A 15,911-nucleotide genomic window follows, 5' to 3' on the forward strand; every position below is an offset into this window, starting at 1 on the left:
CGCGGGCCCCTCAGCGTTCGCTGCTGAAGAACCGTAGCAACAGCGGGCCGACGGTCTGTGGGTCGACGACGTGATCCGGCCCCTCGAGGGTCTCCCGTTGAGCGTGGGGTAGTAGATCTGCGAGCTCGTCGGCCGCGCGGTCGAAGAAGTCCGAGGGCAGGCCTGCCATGTAGGGGACCGTGATCGGTCCTCCGGTGGTGACCAGGACCGGTTGGGTGACCGTTGCCAGTCGACCGGCCGGCAATTGGTAGCGGTTGAGGAAGACGCTGTCGTGGACCAGCGTGGGCGCGAGGGCGACCGAATCCGCCCAATGCGCCGTCTGCTTGCCTGCCGCTTTCCTGGCCGCGATGTTGTCGTCGGAGGCGCCGGTCATGTGCATGAACAGTTCGAGAACCTCCTCGTCTCGCCCGGCGTCGAAGGCGCGTCGGGTGTCCGCGATGTACTCCTCGAATCTCGAGCGCAGGTCGTCTCCGACCGCATATGGCACCTCCCACACGGCGATCGTGTCGATGGCAGACCCGGCCGCAGCGGCTTCCAGCGCCAACGCACCGCCAGAGGACGCCCCGAACAGGTGTGCCGAGCCGCCCGCCTCCGCGATCAACGCATCCAGGTCCTCGATCTCCCGCTCCACGGCGTAGGGCTCGGTGAAGCCGCTCGCGCCGCGTCCCCGACGGGCATAGTTGTAAACCGTGAAGTGCTCGGCGAGAGCAGGTACCAAGGGAGCGTTCTCGGCTCCGTCGTCCAGTCCGCCGCCTACCAGGACGACAGCCGGGCCGCTTCCCTTCCGGTCGTAGGCGATGGTGGTGCCATCGTTTGATGTCACGCGAAAGGCCATCTCGTTCATCTCACATCTCCGTTCGAGAGGTTTGTCTCAGCGCCTGAGCAGCGTGCCGACGACGGCCTCGGTGCGCGACCACCGCGCCCTTGCGATCACGGCCGCCACGACGAGACAGGCGAGCGGCAGCCAAGGGCTCTGCTCGAGCACGAACTGATCGGTGATGACAGCACCGGTCAGCAATGCCGCCAACCCGAGACTGGCCAGGCCCGCCAGAGCCGGGATCAGAAGTCCAACCCCTCCCGCGACCTCCAGCGCTCCGACCAGGTACCGGAGCCACTGGCCAGCCCCGATGTCGGCGAACATGTCCACCATGACCGGGTCGCCGGCGAGCTTCGAGATTCCGCCGCCGGCGATTATCGCCGCCAGGACGACTTGCAGAATCCAGACGCCGATGCTGCTCGCCCGCCCGGGCGTGTGCGCAACGGTTTCCGAGTTGTTCTTGGGGATGGTGCTCATGCGTCTCTCCTTGTCGTGTCCGGGCCTGGTACCGGTGATGGCGTTGGCCGAGTGGGCCGGGTTGTCGGAGTTGATTTCGACCAAGTGCTCGCGGTAGCGGGACCTATTTCTTGTTGCGGTAGAGGATCATCGTGATGGGACCGAAGACCGCGACGAGAAGTACGGACGAGACGAGCACCCAGCCGATTTCCCCGGCGGGCACCGAGCCGTGCATCAGGCCGCGTACCACGGTCGCCAGGTGGGTGATCGGGTTGACCTCGATGACCGCCTGCATCCACCCGGGCATCGTCTTCGGGTCGACGAAGATGTTGCTCACGAACGTCAGCGGGAACATCACCATCATGCTGACCCCCGCCACCGAGTTCGGCGTGCGCAGGATCAGGCTGAGCATCGTCCACAGCCACGACAGGCAGAACGAGAACAGCAGTAGTAGCACCACCGAGAGCACCACGCCGACGGCGCCACCCTCCGGTCGGAACCCTAGGACCAGTCCGAGCGAGATCACGATCGCCGACCCGATCGAGTAGCGCACCAGATCGCCGAGCAGGGCGCCGACCAGCGGCGACGGTCGCCACACCGGAAGTGACCTGAACCTGTCGAACACCCCCTTCTCGATGTCGGTGTTCAACGTGATGCCGGTGTTCATGGTGATCATGACGTTCGCCTGCACCAGGATGCCGGGCAGCAGGAACTGCAGGTACTCCTGAGTCGACCCGGCGAGCGCGCCACCGAACAGGTAGGTGAACATCAGCGTGAACATGATCGGGAACATGGTCACGTCGACGAGTTGCTCCGGGAGGTGTTTGATCTTCAGCAGAGCGCGCCAGCCGAATGTCAACGAGGTGAGCACGGGGCCGGGGCGAGACGGCCGCTCGCCGGCCAACAGCACACTGCGCAGCGCGTCCTCGGTGACCGGTGCCGACGCCTGCTCCGCGGACGTGGCATTCATGCGGCATCCTCCTCGGGTGTCTCCTTGGCGGCGTGTCCGGTCAGGGTGAGGAACACCTCGTCCAGGCTCGGCTGACCGAGCGCGAACTCGGTGACGTCGATGCCGTCGCGGGACAATTCGGCCAGGGAGCGGGCGACCCGCTCGGGGTCGGAGATCCGCGCGGACAGGGCGGCCGGGTCGGCGGACGGCTCGGCCCGCACCTCGAGGACGCCGGCGAGGACCTGTTCGGCCTCGGCCCGCTGCTCGGGCGCACGTAGCCGTACGTGCAGTGAGCCGGCGCCGACCGATGCCTTGAGCTCGCCGCTCGAGCCCTCGGCGATCACCTTCCCGTGGTCGATCACCGCTATCCGGTCGGCCAGCTGGTCGGCCTCGTCGAGGTACTGTGTGGTCAGCAACACGGTGGTCCCCTCGGCGACCATGCCCCTGACGATCTCCCAGACCTGGTTCCTGCTGCGCGGGTCGAGCCCGGTCGTGGGCTCGTCGAGGAAGATCAGTTCGGGGGTGACGACCAGGCTCGCCGCGATGTCGATGCGCCGGCGCATGCCGCCGGAATACTTCTTCACCTGCCGGTCGGCCGCCTCGGCAAGGCCGAACGCGTCGAGCAGGTCGGTCGCCCGCTCCCTGCCTCGGCGGCGTGAGTAGCCGAGCAGCCTGGCGAGCAGCAACAGGTTCTCCACCCCGGTGAGGTCCTCGTCGACCGACGCGAACTGCCCGGTGAGGCCCACCCTGCTTCGCACCGCCTGGGCGTCACGCACGACGTCGTAGCCGAGCACTCGCGCCTCTCCGGCGTCGGGGTGCAGGAGCGTGGCCAGCATGCGGATCGTGGTGGTCTTGCCCGCCCCGTTCGGACCGAGCACGCCGTACACGCCCCCGGCGCTCACGGCCAGGTCCACACCGGCGACCGCGTGGGTCTTGCCGAAGCTCTTCTTCAACCCTCTCGTCTCGATCGCGAACGTCCCCATGGGTTCGATTCCTTCTCTCGGTGCTCCGAAGGGATTAGTCAAGTTTGACTACGTCACCAAGGATGCATGGAGACTGCCAGCTAGTCAAGTTTGAGTAGCCGCGCGTCAAAGTCCGGGCGGCGTGGAGCGCCACGAGCCAGGGTCATCGGCCATGATGTAGGCGCCCTCAGACAGTCGTTTGCTCAGGCTCTTCGCCCACTCGAGCTCGGTGCGTGCGTGTCCTGCCCACAGCTCGGCCTGATCGCGGACGTGTTCGGGAATGTCGGGGTTCGGTTTCTCCCACCCCTTGGCCTGCCCTACGAGCTCCGCTTCCAGGCGCGCGACCCGCTCGTTGACGTGCGCGATGGCATCCGCCCTGGTCAGCATGGGCAACATGGCGATGGCCGCGTCGAGCATGGTGGGGTCATGGGTGCGCCGCAGACCGTCGCGGACCAGTTCGACGATCTCCTCGCGGCCCCGTGCCGTCGCCCGGTACAGGATCCGCTCCGGCCCGGAGTTGCCCGGCTCGGCGTGTTCGGTGAGGAGGCCATCAGCCGCCGCCTTCTTCAGCGCGTGATAAATCGAGCCGGGCTTGATCTTGGCCCAAATCTCCACACCCCAGCTCTGCAGTTCGGACCGCACCTGGTAGCCATGCGCGCCGCCGGAGAGGTGCACGATACCGAGTACCAGGAGCTTCGTCGCCGACATGCGCCCACCTCCGCTCAATCTGCTCGGACTCGCTCCGCTTGCGCGCCCGCCAGGGTTGGTGTCAACTCCCACCAACACTAGGGTGTCCTCCCGGTCCGGGTGGTGTCAGCACTGACCTACAAACGGTGCTGGTGGAGACCTCCAAAGCCAGAGCCCTGACCGTACGACGGCGAGCCGGGCGTTGCAGGGCCACGTGGAGGCTCACCAGCCCATGCCGGGCCCGATCCAGTTCGCGAAGTCTCCGAGGTCGCTGTTGGCGCGCTTGTGGCTGCATACGAGCTGCCGGGTGATCTCGCGGGCGAGCAGGTGGTGCCGCGTCTGCTGCGGCGCGATCTTCTTACCGTCTTCAGGCTCGCGAGCGCCTGGTCATGGCGTCCCTGCCAGAACTGGGCCTTCGCCAGATCCAGACGCGTTCACCTTCGACGTCGGGCCGGTGGTCAAGCTGGCGCGGGAGCTCATGGCCGAGGTCGAGATCGCCGTGGAGGAGGTGGGCTACGGGTACTTCGTGACCCGTGAGTTCGAGCGTGGTGCGCTGTCCGGGCGTCAGATCGTTGTCCCGGACGACACTCTTCCGACCGCCACGACCCGGCTCGTGCTGCGCGCTCCCGGAGTGGTCGAGACCCTGTTGCGGCCTGTGCGGGGGCTCAACCTGACCGCCACACCGTCGTCGCCGTCGTGGATCGACGTGACGCCGCCGCTCCTGTCCAAGGCGACGGCCTTGTTCCGGGTCCGGCGGCGTCTCGGGGTCGACCCGGCGAACACGCTGGCCGTCGGGGATGCCGAGAACGATGTACCGGCCTTCAAGTGGGCGGCCACCGCGATCGCGATGGGCGGCTCGCCGCCCGCCGTCCGGGCCGCCGCCGACGCCACGACGGGCACGCTCGAACAGCACGGGGCGGCCTCCATCCTTGAGGCCGTTGCCGCGGGCCGGCCTGCCGTTGCCGGGCCCGTCAGGCGCAGCGCCTGACCTGCGAACCCATGATCTTGTGGCCGCTGCGCCCCTGCATCGGCCGCAAGCCCCGCCACCCAGACCACTGGCGGGACACGGGCCGGGACCTGCCCCTGGGTCCCGGGCCGTTGCGGGATACCACTGCCCTCAGGGGTAGGAGAGCTCGCGAGCTTCTCCAGCTGGGTCGGGAGTGCCTGACGTGCTGGCGACCACAGCCTGCGCGGGGGACGCTCCCGGCGATGTCTCTGGACCCGCTGGTTCCAGCCCCGACGCCACGACGTCGACGGCGAGGGCGCCGGCGTGGACTTCGACGCGGGCCCGGGATCCACATCCACCTCGGCGCCACGGCCGGGCAAGGAGGTATTGCCAACGGTCTCGCGTCGAGGGTCGTTGCCGTCCAGGGGGACGAGGCGGCATTCCGGCTCGGGAAGTGAGAGTAGCGGGCCGGGGTGCTGTCGCCGCTCAGCCGGTATTACTGTCAGTCCGTGCCGAAAGGCGCGACGCGGTCATTTGATTCCCAGCTGCCCGGTGGTGCCAACGGGTTTGATCGAGTGGGGTTTGGCCAGGGCTGAAAGGTGTTGCCGACCGGGACAGTAGAGGCATAGCGTCCGGCGCAGCGGGCCTGCGTTGCTCGCCACTTCCCGAAAGCGTTATCCACGCTATACGGCGAGACCAGCTACGCGGCTGCACGGCAGCCGACGAGTGCAACGTACGGGCACCTCAACGACCAGAGGAGAGCACGTCACCATGATCACAACCGGCATGCGTACCAGCACCAACGCGCGATCCGAGAAACCCGCCGGCAGCGTCGCCTTGGTGGTGATCTTCGCGGTGCTGTCACTGGTCCTCGGCGCACCGACCACCGCCGCGTCGCCCTCGGGTGAGCCGATCACCACTCAGCACGATGTCGGCACGCTCGATAACTCGAACCCGATCGACTGGACCGCAATCGAGTGGTTCGTCAACCATCAAGGTCATGGTTTCCCGCTGCGGATCGGCCAACACGACGACGGCGACCAAGATGGGTTCGGCGAACGCCACATCAGGGACGGGCACGTTCAGGTCCCGCCTGCCTGGGACATACAGGAAGCCGTCGAGGACGGGACTGATTGCTGGTACTTGACGTGGAAGGACCGTTGGAATTGTTACAACGACGAGAGCTCCCTGTTCGTCGTGTACAGCACGAAGATCGACGATCGATCCGGCGACAACCAGCCTTTCGGCGTCATCACCGCCTTCTACAAACTTCCTCCTGGTAATTGCGGCGCGGCAGCGAGTGACATCCGTGTGCAGCAATGCGATGATGATCCGCTGGCAACCAGCATCGACTACCGCGGACCCGATCACGCCGTCAATGGCGAGCCCGTGGAAGTCTCGGCGCGTCTGGGCGACAACCTCGGCATCCCGATGACCGGGCAGCCGCTGACCTTCGGTCTCGGTTCCGGGGCGAACCGCCAGACTTGCGACGGCATGACCTCGGAAGCGGGCGTCGCTTCCTGCACGATCGACCAGGTGGATCAGCCAGTCGGCGCGAATGTGCCGTTGACGATCGACTATGCAGGCAACTCCGGCCTGCAGCCTTCCACGACGACCGTTGATCTCGCATTGCAGACACCGACGACGACCGCCTACACCGGTCCGGAGTTCATCGCCAACGGCGAGCCCGTGACGCTGGCGGCGGCTTTGACTGATTACCGTGACAGCCCGGTCGTCGGTCGCGCGGTCGAACTCACTCTCGGAAACGGTGACAGCGCCCAGTCCTGCATCGGGACCACCGACACGGCAGGGGAGGCCGCATGCACGATCGAGGTCGTGGATCAACCGCTGCGCGAGGCAGCGACCGTCCCGGCCACCGCTGCCTTCTCCGGCGACAGTTCCTATCTCAGCTCCGAGGATGCGGTGACGGTCAAGCTGGAGTACTACACCGGCCGGTCCTACGGCCTGGAGGCCAGTATCGACTTGGTGCTCGTGCCGGTCGACCTGCCTCCCCAGCCCGACACCGGCCAGGTCCGCACCGCCGAGAGCATGTCCACCGATGCGCCCTGCACGGCCACGGTGACCGCCGTCGTGGCGACCACTGAGTCGGTCTGCGCCGAGGTGACCACGACGCTCACACCGGGGACGATCACCTCCTCCTCGAGCGTGGAGCGCGCCTCCATTGGCCTCCCGGGCGTACCTGTCATCGAGATCGCAGGGCTGACCACAACGGCAACCGCCACCTGTGAGGCCTTGGATGCCTCGACATCCCTGACCCTGACCGTCGGCGGTGTCGCCACGCCTGTGGAGCCGGGCGCCATCATCGACCTCGCCGGCGGCGCACGCCTGACCGTAGGCGAGCAGGTCCGTGAGGACGGCGGGATCACCGTCACCGGCGTGCGTCTGACCGTCCCGGGCACAGATACCGAGATCCTCCTGGGGCACAGCGCGGCCGCCGTGCACCACTGCGCCCCCTGACGTAGCTCTTGCGGCCGGTGCGCCCCCTGCGTCGGCCGCGTCCCGCCACCACCCAGATCCCTGGCGGGACGCGGGCCGGGACCTGCCCCTGGGTCCCGGCCCGTTGCGGGATACCACTGCCCTCAGGGATGCTCGCGAGCTTCTCCGGCTGGGTCGGGAGTGCCTGACGTGCTGGCGACCACCGCCTGCGCGCGGGGACGCCCCCGGCGATGCCTCTGGACCCGCTGGTTCCAGCCCCGACGTCACAACGTCGGCGGCGGGGGCGCCGGCGTGTAGGAAGTTCGGTCACTCGGCCATGAGCCTGGCGCACGAACCGTCCAGAGTCCGCGAGAAAGGCGCGTGTCGTGACCACGGGCAGCGCGTCGTGGTAGGCGACGCGGGAGAAGCCGACGCCGTCGAGTTGGTGGATCGCAGCTCTGGGGATGGCGAGGAGGATCGGGGAATGGGTCGCGATGAGGAACTGCGACCCCTGCTCGGCCAGTTCGACGACACGGGACAGCAGGGCCAGACCTCTGGTCACCGCGAGCGCCGCCGAGACGGTGACACAAATCTGTGGCACTCGCCTGCGAGGGACGACGAGAATCGTTGGATCCGATACACGATCCTCCACACCACCCCGTTCGACATCAGGAGCCCGCATGAACGACAGCGCAGCCCGTCGAGGAGGCCCTCACGGACGCGATTCCCACGGACTTCCCGGTCCCCGATTCGTCGAGACAGCAGTCCGAGACGCTTCATCAGCGGGCTCGTGATTCGTGACGCCATTGTCGGCGACGCCGCGCAGGTGGCCGTCGTCCACCACTCCACGTGGCGCCATGCCTATGCAGATCTGCTGCCCGAGGAGCACTGGCTCACCGACACCGTCGAGCGTCGCGCACAACGCTGGACCGCGCGTCTCGAGAACGGTGAACGCGAGGGCTGGCCCGTCGTCGCCGAGGTGGGCGGAGGTGTGGCCGGTTTCGCCCAGGCCGGGCAGGCCCGGGCCAGGCAGGACTTCGCGCCCGTACACGATCAGGAACTGTGGTCGTTGTACGTCCTGCCCGCGCATCATGGTTCGGGCGCCGGCGCAGCGCTGCTCGATGCAGTCCTGTCGTTCGGAGCTGCCCAGCTGTGGGTCGCGGATCCGAATCCGCGCGCTCAGGCGTTCTACCGCAAGCACGGCTTCAGGCCGGACGGTGCACGCTTCGTCGATCGGGACGCCATCACCGAGATCCGCATGGTCCGCCCATGAGGTGCGGCTACTTCCAGTTCTTGGCACGGCCGGAGGGCTCATAGGCGAAGGCCTCATGGACGCGGCACCAGGTCATGGGACGCTGAGCCCGTGCTGATCGAACGCATCACCATCAACACGAACTCGGCCGACACCAGCGAGTGGCCCTTCACGATCCCCGCCGTGCGGCAGATCGCCGAGGAAGGGCTGAAGCTGACCAGCCCGCTGACCTTCCTCGTCGGTGAGAACGGGTCCGGCAAGTCCACGCTCGTCGAAGCGATCGCCGAGGCCTGGGGTATCAGCCCCCGAGGCGGGCGCGGCAAGGCGCAGCGGAACCCCGAGCCCGGAACCCTGGCCGAGCGCATCGGGTTCGACGCCACCTCCGAAGGCCGGCGCTACAGGACCGGCAAGGGCCGGTCCAAGTCGTTCTTCCTACGGGCCGAAGCAGCACTCGATCTGCTGGAGTTCGTCAGCTCGTTCAACCTCATCGTGCCGGGCTACCCCCAGGAGGACCTGCGCACCTTGTCGCACGGCGAGGGGTACCTCGCGGTGTTCCGTGAGATCTTCTCCCGGCCCGGCTTCTACCTGATGGACGAGCCCGAAGCGGCACTCTCCTTCAGCTCCAGCCTCCAGCTCGTCGCGGCCCTGCACGACTCGGTCCAGTCGGGCGCGCAGGTCATCTGCGCCACCCACTCACCGGTCATCGCCGCCACGCCCGGAGCCGACATCCTCGAACTCACCGAGGACGGCATTCGCCCGTCTGCGTGGGAAGACCTCGACGTCGTCACGCACTGGCGCACCTACCTCAACAACCCCGGCTCCTACCTCCGCCATCTCGTGTGAGTCGTGCGGCTGGCACTGGACCCGGTACTGAGAACGTTCGTGCTGGACCCTCGCGGAGACCTCCTGACCGAGGCAGGCCTGTCGTGAGCCCACCCGGTCTGGTCGAAATAACGTCGATGAGTCCTGGCGTTCGTGGAACCCTTGCGTCGCATGCAGCGGACGGATGAGAACAGCACGCGAGCACGCCTCGCCCGCGCCATGGCGACGTTCGGCTTGTCGGTGCGCTGGGACGACCTGGAACTGCGGCTGCCCGACGACGCCGAACTGCTCGACCTGGCCGACGTCGCCGCCGACGGCGTGCACGCTCCGGAGGCGGCGCCGTTCTCGGTCCAGTGGACTCGTGGTACGGCAGACGAGGTGCGGCGCCAGGTTCTCACCCATCACTGGCGCGTGAGGCAGCGCCTCGACCCGGACGACTGGGGCCTGGAGCTTGGCGTCTACGTCGGCGGGCGGATCGTCGGTGCCCAGGGCATCGGCGCGAAGGGCTTCCCGGTGACGCGAGCCGCACACACCGGGTCGTGGCTCGGTATGGCCCACCAGGGCCGGGGGATCGGGACGCGGATGCGGCTGGCCGTGCTCCATCTCGCGTTCGACGGGCTGGGCGCGGCCGAGGTGGCGAGCGAGGCGTTCGTCGACAACCCGGCGTCGAACGCCGTGTCACGCCGGCTGGGCTACGAGCTGAACGGCGTCTACCCCGCGGTCCGCGACGGCAAGCCCGCGCACGAGTACCGCTACCGCATGACGCGCGAAGCGTGGGACCGGCGCCCGGGGGAACTGCGGCCCGCGATCGAGATCGAGGGCGCAGACCCCGTCCGGGACCTCCTGGGCATCACCACCGCGGAGCCGCCGTCGGCCGCGTGATCGAGCCTGGCCCAGGAGCCCGGCGCCGTCAGGCGTCCCCGGCGTCGGCGTTCAGGCGCTTGACCGTCGCGTCCTCCTGCGCGAGGCGTCGCAGTGCCGACAGGAGTCGGTCGCCGAGGATGTCGAAGGCGATGACGCCGACGACGCGTGACTCGTCCGCCGTCGTCTCGAAGAGTCGTTCGATCTCGTCGCGCGCGAGTCCTTCCGCGGCCGCTGCGTAGGTGTCGAGCATGTCGGTGACCGCCGTGACGCCGAGCGCCTCGAGCGAGACGAGCGCCTCGGCCAGGGTGGTCCGGGCGGGGTTGTCAGGCCGGACCGACCAGCCGTGCGCCGCGATGAGGGCGTCCACCCGCTCGGCCGCCCGGAAGGAGGCGTCGTCGTCGCGCGGCACGGACGGTGGCGTGAGGGCGTACTGCGTGCTGCCCAGGATGGCGTAGGTGTTGCCCTCCTTCTCCGCCAGGTGCGCCAGCACCTTCCGGGCCTGCTCGACCGCGAGACCGCCCACGCCGACGAGCGCCCGCGTGAGGCGCAGCGCGCGCACGTGCGACTCGTCGTAGACGGCCTGGTTGGGGCTGGTCAGCTTGCCCTGCGGGACCAGGCCCTCGCGGATGTAGTACCGGATCGTCGGCGCGGCGACACCGGTCCGCGCGCTGAGCTCCGCCATCTTCATGGCGCGTCACCTCCTTCGCCGTCCGATGCTACCGACAGCGCGTTCCGCAATATGCGTACTTGAATATGCGTAGTGCACTCCTCATAATGAACTCATGGCTGACCGACAGACCCCCGCCCGCGAAGTCACCATCCGTACGGCGCTGACCGTGATGGGCGCCCTGACCGCCTTCCCCGTGCTCTCCCTCGTGGACCCGACGCAGCTCGAGTCCTACGGCGTGGTGGACCCCGACCCGATCGTCCTGACGCTCCTGCAGCACCGCGGCGTGTTCCAGCTCCTGCTGGGCGCCGCGCTCGTGTGGTCGGCGTTCCGCCCCGACGTGCGCGTTCCGGTCGCGATCGGCGCGATCACCTCCAAGGGCGTCGCGCTCGCCCTCACGGTTTCGCGCCCGGAGGTCCTCGCCGAGTCCAGCGCGGTGGCGATGGTCTTCGACCCCATCTGCATCGTGCTCCTGACCGCGCTGCTCGTCGACACCGCCGTCCGGCGTCGTCGTCGGACCCGCGAGAGCGTCGCGGCGTGAGCCGGGTCGAACCGGACGGCCGGCGGGCACGGCGGTTCCGGCGCGTCCTGGTCGTCGTCGGGGCGCTCGTCGTCACCCCGATCCTCGCGGTGACGACCTTCCTCCTGGCCGTGCCGACGCCGGTCGACGGCTTCGACCCCGAGTCCTGGCAGCCCGGCCCCGGGCTCACGATCGCCGACGAGCTCACCGCGCCCGCCGTCGTCGAACAGCTCGGCGACCCGATCCACGGCCCCGAGGACATCGCGATGGACGACGACGGCATGCTCTACACCGGCGACCGGAGCGGCACCATCTGGCGGGTGGACCCGGCCGACGGCTCCGCGGAGATCTTCGCCCGGGTGGGCGGACGGCCCCTCGGCCTGGCGTTCGCGCCCGACGGCAGGCTCGTGGTCGCCAACCACGGGCTCGGCCTGCAGGCCGTCGACCCCGCCGGACGGGTCGAGGTGCTCGCCGACACGGCCGGCGGCGCACCCATCCTGTTCGCGAACGACCTCGACGTCGGGCCCGACGGCGTCGTCTACCTCAGCGACTCCAGCCACCGCTACAACACCACGACCCTCGGCGACGTGCCCTCCTACCTGCTGCCCGACCTGCTCGACGGGCGCGCGGCCGGCCGCCTCCTGAGCCACGACCTCCGCACAGGCGTCACCACGGTGCTGCTCGACGGCCTCTACTTCCCGAACGGCGTGGCCGTCACCGCCGACGGCGACCGGGTCTGGGTCGCCGAGTCCAACCGCTACCGCATCCTCGAGCACACACTCGGCGGCGGGACCCGGACCCTGCTCGACGACCTGCCCGGCACCCCCGACAACATCGACCGAACCGACGACGGCGACATGCTGATCGCCCTCTACGACCGCACCGCCGCCCTCGACACCCTCGTACTTCCCAGCGACCTGGCCCGCCGGATCATGATCCGCCTCCCCGGCGGGCTGTTCGTCAACGAGGAGGACCCCCTCACGGGCGGCATCGTCGTGGCGGACGACGACGGTTCGATCACCGCCCACCACACCGGGCTCGCACCGGCGGCCACGAGCGTGCTCCCGGCCGGGGGCCGCTGGTACCTCGGGGCGCTGCTGGGGCAGCCGGTGCGGTGGATGCGGGAGCCGGCCTCGCCTGCCGGGTGATGCGTCAGACCTTGATGCCGAACAGGGTCTCGGCATTGCGGAACGCGATCTTTTCCTTGTCCTCACGTGGAAGATTGACCGCTCGGAACCAGTCGGTCCCTTCCTTGATGCTGTCGATGAAGGGATAGTCGGTTGCGAACATCACGCGATCCACGCTGATGTATTTCAGCAGGAGGTGGAGCAGTTCATCCTGGAAGAACGCGCTGGTTGTGAACCAGAAGTTGTCCTGGAAGTACTGTGCGACGGGCTTCTCGAGCGAGCTTTCGGTCGGCTCGCCCATGTCGTTGGCAATCCGCTCGTAGTAGAACGGAAGGCCTTCGCCCATGTGGCCGATGATGATCTTCAGTCTGGGGAATCTGTCGAACACCCCGTACGCGATCATCCGGACGCATTGGATCAGCACCTCCTGGTGCCAGCCAAGTCCGGACCCACTGAAGATGTAGTCCTGATACTCGTTCGTGTATTCCGACCGTGTCGTGCTGTAGTAGATCTTGAAGATCTCGTCAGCTGGATACCCGGGATGCAGGTAGATCGGCACATCGAGAGCTTCCGCACGCGCCAGCACGGGCTCGAAGTCGGGATGGTCGAGATACTTCTTCGCGATGTGTCCGTTGGTCAGTGCGCCCAGGAAGCCGTCTTCCCGGACCGAGCGTTCCAGCTCGTCCGCCGCTGCCTCCGGGCTCTGCAGGGGTAGGGTGGCGAAGGCCTGGAAGCGGCCCGGATAACTGGCGATCGGGCCTTCTACGAGCTGCCGGTTGAGACGATAGGCAAGGTCGATCCCCTTTTGCCCAGGGACATTTTGTGCGGACGGCGTGTGCGCAGAGAGGATTTGAACGTCGAGTCCCCCCTCGTCCATGTCGCGAATGCGGCGTTCGCCGAGGTCCGCAAGACCGATCCCCTCGAGGAACGCGATGTGATCCTTGTTGATGGAGTTCAGCGTCAACAGCTCGGGGGTCGAAAAGGTCTCCTCCGTGCCGATGAACTTCAGATCTTGGTCACGAAGCCAGATGTCCTTCTCCGTGAGCGAGCGTTCCCGGTCCTCTTTGCCGTCGTCGCGTGCCGCGAGTGCGGCCGCGGACAATCCAGCGCCGGCGACAAGCCCGGCCGCGCCGGCGACAAAACCGCGGCGCCCAAGCAACGGTCGCGCTGGGTCTTCGGTCGGTTTCATATCTGTGTGTGCTCCTTCGTGGCGTTGTGTAGCGAGCGTCGGCGAGTTCGTGGAACAGGCTGGGGGAGTCCCGTCCTCAAGGGCCTGACAACTCCGTGCGGATTACGGTTCCAGGTCCGCCCGCCCGAATCGTCGGCCCACGGCAGACACCTCTTCGTACTCCGCGCGGGCTACGGAAGACACCTCCCCGTACTCCGCGCGGAGTACGGAGGGTGAATGGTGCTGCTCGGAGGCGAGCCCGAGGACGCCTGAACGGCAAACCACCAGCTGCTTCGTCGGAACCGGGTCAACGCTTTGTGTTGCGTCAGCGGAGTCCGGCTTCGTAGGCGGCGATGACAAGATGGACGCGGTCGCGGGCGCCCAGCTTCGCGAGGATGCGGGCCACGTGCGTCTTGGCGGTCAGCGGGCTGACGACCAGCTCGTCCGCGATCTCCCGGTTGCTCCGGCCCGCGGCGACGAGCCGGAGCACCTCCCGTTCGCGCGCGGTCAGGCTGGCCAGCCGCTCGGGTGCCGGCGCCTCGGGGCGACTCAACGCCCGGGTGATGACCGCCTTGGTCGCGCCGGGTGACAGCAGCGACTCTCCCGCGGCGACGGTGCGGATGGCGTTCAGCAGGGCGTCGGGGCGGGTGTCCTTGGGCAGGAATCCGCAGGCGCCCGCGCGAAGGCCGCGCAGTACGTTGGTGTCTGTCTCGAACGTGGTCAGGATGAGGACCCTGCTGCCGTTCGATGCATCGTCGGCGAAGATCTGCCGGGTCGCTTCGATGCCGTCGGTGCTCGGCATCCTGATGTCCATCAACACGACGTCGGGTCGCAGGTCCATGGTCAGCGTCACCGCCTCCTCGCCGCTGCCGGCCTCCCCGACGACCTCCATGTCGTCAGTCGAGTTGACCAGCAGTGCGAATGCGCCGCGCACCAGGGCCTGGTCGTCGGCAAGCAGGACCCGGATCACGTGGGAACCCGCCAGGTCTCCGGCAGCGGCAGGCTGGCCCGTACCTCGAATCCTCCGGACTCGTGCGGGCCGGCGGACAGCTCGCCGCCGACGGCTTGTGCTCGCCGTGTCATCCCGGCGATCCCGAAGCCGGCGGGTGTCACGACTGAGCTCGGTTGTGCCGGCCCGTGATCGACGATTGTGATCCGCAGTCGGTTGCCGTCCTGGTCGAGTCGGACGGTCGCCTGCTTCGCCATGGAGTGACGAATGACATTGGTGAGTGACTCCTGGATGATCCGATAGGCCACGACCGACACCGTCGAAGGCAGCTCGTCCGGCAGCCCGGCGGTCTCCAGGTCGATCCGGACATCGGCGGCCTCCGCCATCTCCACCAGGTGCTGCAGCTCGCCCAGGTGGGGCGCCGGCTCGGTTGGCTCGGTCTCGCCACCATGTAGTACGTCGAGAACGGCGCGCAGCTCACGGAGCGTGGCCCCGCTCGTGTCCGACAGGTCGTGCAGCGTGCTGGACAGCTCCCGCAGGGTCTCATCCCCGCGGTCCGGCAGCTGGTCGATCAGGTGCGCGGCGACGGACGCCTGGACGTTCGCGACGGCGAGGCCGTGCGCCAGCACGTCGTGCAGCTCAGCAGCGATCAGGACCCGCTCCTCGGTGACTCGCCGCTCGACCTCGTCGGCACGCTCCTGCTCCTGCCGCGCGGCGACGACGGCTTTCCAGTTCTCACGGAAGCGGACCGCCAGCCCGGCGAAGAAGGCCATGAAGAGCCAGCCGACGCCGAGGAGAGCATCGCCAAGGGCCCCCGACGTCTCGTCGGCGAGGACAGGCACTGTCACCACACCTACCGCCACCAGGACGGCGAGCGGCCGCCGATGTGGCTCGCTGTAGCGTGCGGCCGCAAACGCCGCCACGAGTGAGGCCGGCATCGTGGCCTCATGGGGATAGTCGAGGAGGTGGTACGGCATCGACACGGCGAGAACGACGAGGACGACGAGGATCGGCCGGCGCCGACGGGCCAGCAACGGCACCGATATCGCGCCCAGGAGCAAGACTGCCCACAGATCCACGCGGCGCTCGCCGTCGAAATCGACCACCTGGAGAGTGAGTGCGGCGACGACGCCGAGCACGAACGACCCCGCCGCCAGCAGGCGATCGGCTACCGGCGGACGGAGCGCCGTCATCGCTCACACAGGGACATCGACCCGGCCCTCCTCCTGGCCCTCTCGTATGCGCCAAAGCTTGCTGGGCCACCATATCCGCGAACCCAGCGGCATCGT

16 protein-coding genes are annotated in these 15,911 nt (G+C 68.1%); 7 read left to right on the forward strand and 9 right to left on the reverse strand.

The genetic code is table 11. The features are described from left to right. Positions 1-10: 10 nt before the first annotated feature. From IIE03_RS07010 to IIE03_RS07030, 5 genes are all read right to left on the reverse strand, one after another. Positions 11-844, reverse strand: coding sequence for an alpha/beta fold hydrolase (locus IIE03_RS07010; protein ID WP_192862029.1), 834 nt, complete (start codon positions 842-844; stop codon positions 11-13). Between the two features lie 27 nt (positions 845-871). After that, a complete protein-coding gene (locus IIE03_RS07015) occupies positions 872-1,294 on the reverse strand; it encodes a DoxX family protein (RefSeq protein WP_106247755.1) in 423 nt (140 codons plus the stop codon). A gap of 103 nt (positions 1,295-1,397) precedes the next feature. Further along, the gene (locus IIE03_RS07020; RefSeq protein ID WP_192862030.1) at positions 1,398-2,243 is read right to left on the reverse strand and encodes an ABC transporter permease; all 846 of its coding nucleotides are present in this window, start codon (positions 2,241-2,243) and stop codon (positions 1,398-1,400) included. Next, entirely contained in the window at positions 2,240-3,205 is a 966-nt protein-coding gene (locus IIE03_RS07025; RefSeq protein ID WP_192862031.1) for an ATP-binding cassette domain-containing protein, read from the reverse strand. Before IIE03_RS07025 ends, IIE03_RS07020 begins: the two co-directional genes overlap by 4 nt. A 105-nt stretch (positions 3,206-3,310) precedes the next feature. Beyond that, a complete protein-coding gene (locus IIE03_RS07030; protein ID WP_192862032.1) occupies positions 3,311-3,892 on the reverse strand; it encodes a PadR family transcriptional regulator in 582 nt (193 codons plus the stop codon). Between the two features lie 433 nt (positions 3,893-4,325). Between IIE03_RS07030 and IIE03_RS07035 the strand changes: the two genes are divergently transcribed. From IIE03_RS07035 to IIE03_RS07055, 5 genes are all read left to right on the forward strand, one after another. Continuing rightward, complete coding sequence (locus IIE03_RS07035; protein WP_192862033.1) at positions 4,326-4,859, forward strand: HAD family hydrolase; 534 nt, start codon at positions 4,326-4,328, stop codon at positions 4,857-4,859. Between the two features lie 729 nt (positions 4,860-5,588). Beyond that, positions 5,589-7,295 (forward strand): hypothetical protein, encoded by a 1,707-nt coding sequence (locus tag IIE03_RS07040; RefSeq protein ID WP_192862034.1) that lies wholly within the window; start codon positions 5,589-5,591, stop codon positions 7,293-7,295. A 748-nt stretch (positions 7,296-8,043) separates the two neighbouring features. Further along, positions 8,044-8,526 (forward strand): GNAT family N-acetyltransferase, encoded by a 483-nt coding sequence (locus IIE03_RS26660; protein ID WP_318842847.1) that lies wholly within the window; start codon positions 8,044-8,046, stop codon positions 8,524-8,526. 90 nt (positions 8,527-8,616) lie between these two features. Beyond that, positions 8,617-9,348 (forward strand): AAA family ATPase, encoded by a 732-nt coding sequence (locus IIE03_RS07050; RefSeq protein ID WP_192862036.1) that lies wholly within the window; start codon positions 8,617-8,619, stop codon positions 9,346-9,348. A 150-nt stretch (positions 9,349-9,498) separates the two neighbouring features. Continuing rightward, a complete protein-coding gene (locus IIE03_RS07055) occupies positions 9,499-10,209 on the forward strand; it encodes a GNAT family N-acetyltransferase (RefSeq protein WP_225997408.1) in 711 nt (236 codons plus the stop codon). Positions 10,210-10,237: 28 nt separating this feature from the next. On the opposite strand, the gene IIE03_RS07060 is transcribed toward IIE03_RS07055, so the two are convergent. Next, entirely contained in the window at positions 10,238-10,879 is a 642-nt protein-coding gene (locus IIE03_RS07060) for a MerR family transcriptional regulator (protein ID WP_192862037.1), read from the reverse strand. Positions 10,880-10,973: 94 nt separating this feature from the next. Here IIE03_RS07060 and IIE03_RS07065 point away from each other — a divergent pair, with 94 nt between their 5' ends. Continuing rightward, positions 10,974-11,399 carry a hypothetical protein gene (locus IIE03_RS07065; protein ID WP_192862038.1) on the forward strand — a complete coding sequence of 142 codons (426 nt, stop codon included), beginning with the start codon at positions 10,974-10,976 and terminating at the stop codon, positions 11,397-11,399. Then, positions 11,396-12,526 carry an SMP-30/gluconolactonase/LRE family protein gene (locus IIE03_RS07070; protein WP_192862039.1) on the forward strand — a complete coding sequence of 377 codons (1,131 nt, stop codon included), beginning with the start codon at positions 11,396-11,398 and terminating at the stop codon, positions 12,524-12,526. Before IIE03_RS07065 ends, IIE03_RS07070 begins: the two co-directional genes overlap by 4 nt. Positions 12,527-12,530: 4 nt before the next feature. On the opposite strand, the gene IIE03_RS07075 is transcribed toward IIE03_RS07070, so the two are convergent. From IIE03_RS07075 to IIE03_RS07085, 3 genes are all read right to left on the reverse strand, one after another. Then, a complete protein-coding gene (locus tag IIE03_RS07075; protein ID WP_192862040.1) occupies positions 12,531-13,694 on the reverse strand; it encodes an amidohydrolase family protein in 1,164 nt (387 codons plus the stop codon). A gap of 304 nt (positions 13,695-13,998) precedes the next feature. Further along, on the reverse strand, positions 13,999-14,643 hold the full coding sequence (locus tag IIE03_RS07080) for a response regulator (RefSeq protein ID WP_192862041.1): 645 nt from the start codon (positions 14,641-14,643) through the stop codon (positions 13,999-14,001). Further along, a complete protein-coding gene (locus tag IIE03_RS07085; RefSeq protein ID WP_192862042.1) occupies positions 14,640-15,815 on the reverse strand; it encodes a sensor histidine kinase in 1,176 nt (391 codons plus the stop codon). Before IIE03_RS07085 ends, IIE03_RS07080 begins: the two co-directional genes overlap by 4 nt. Between the last annotated feature and the right edge of the window lie 96 nt (positions 15,816-15,911).

It is taken from the genome of Myceligenerans pegani (genome assembly GCF_014892515.1).
Classification (GTDB): Bacteria; Actinomycetota; Actinomycetes; order Actinomycetales; family Cellulomonadaceae; genus Myceligenerans; species Myceligenerans pegani.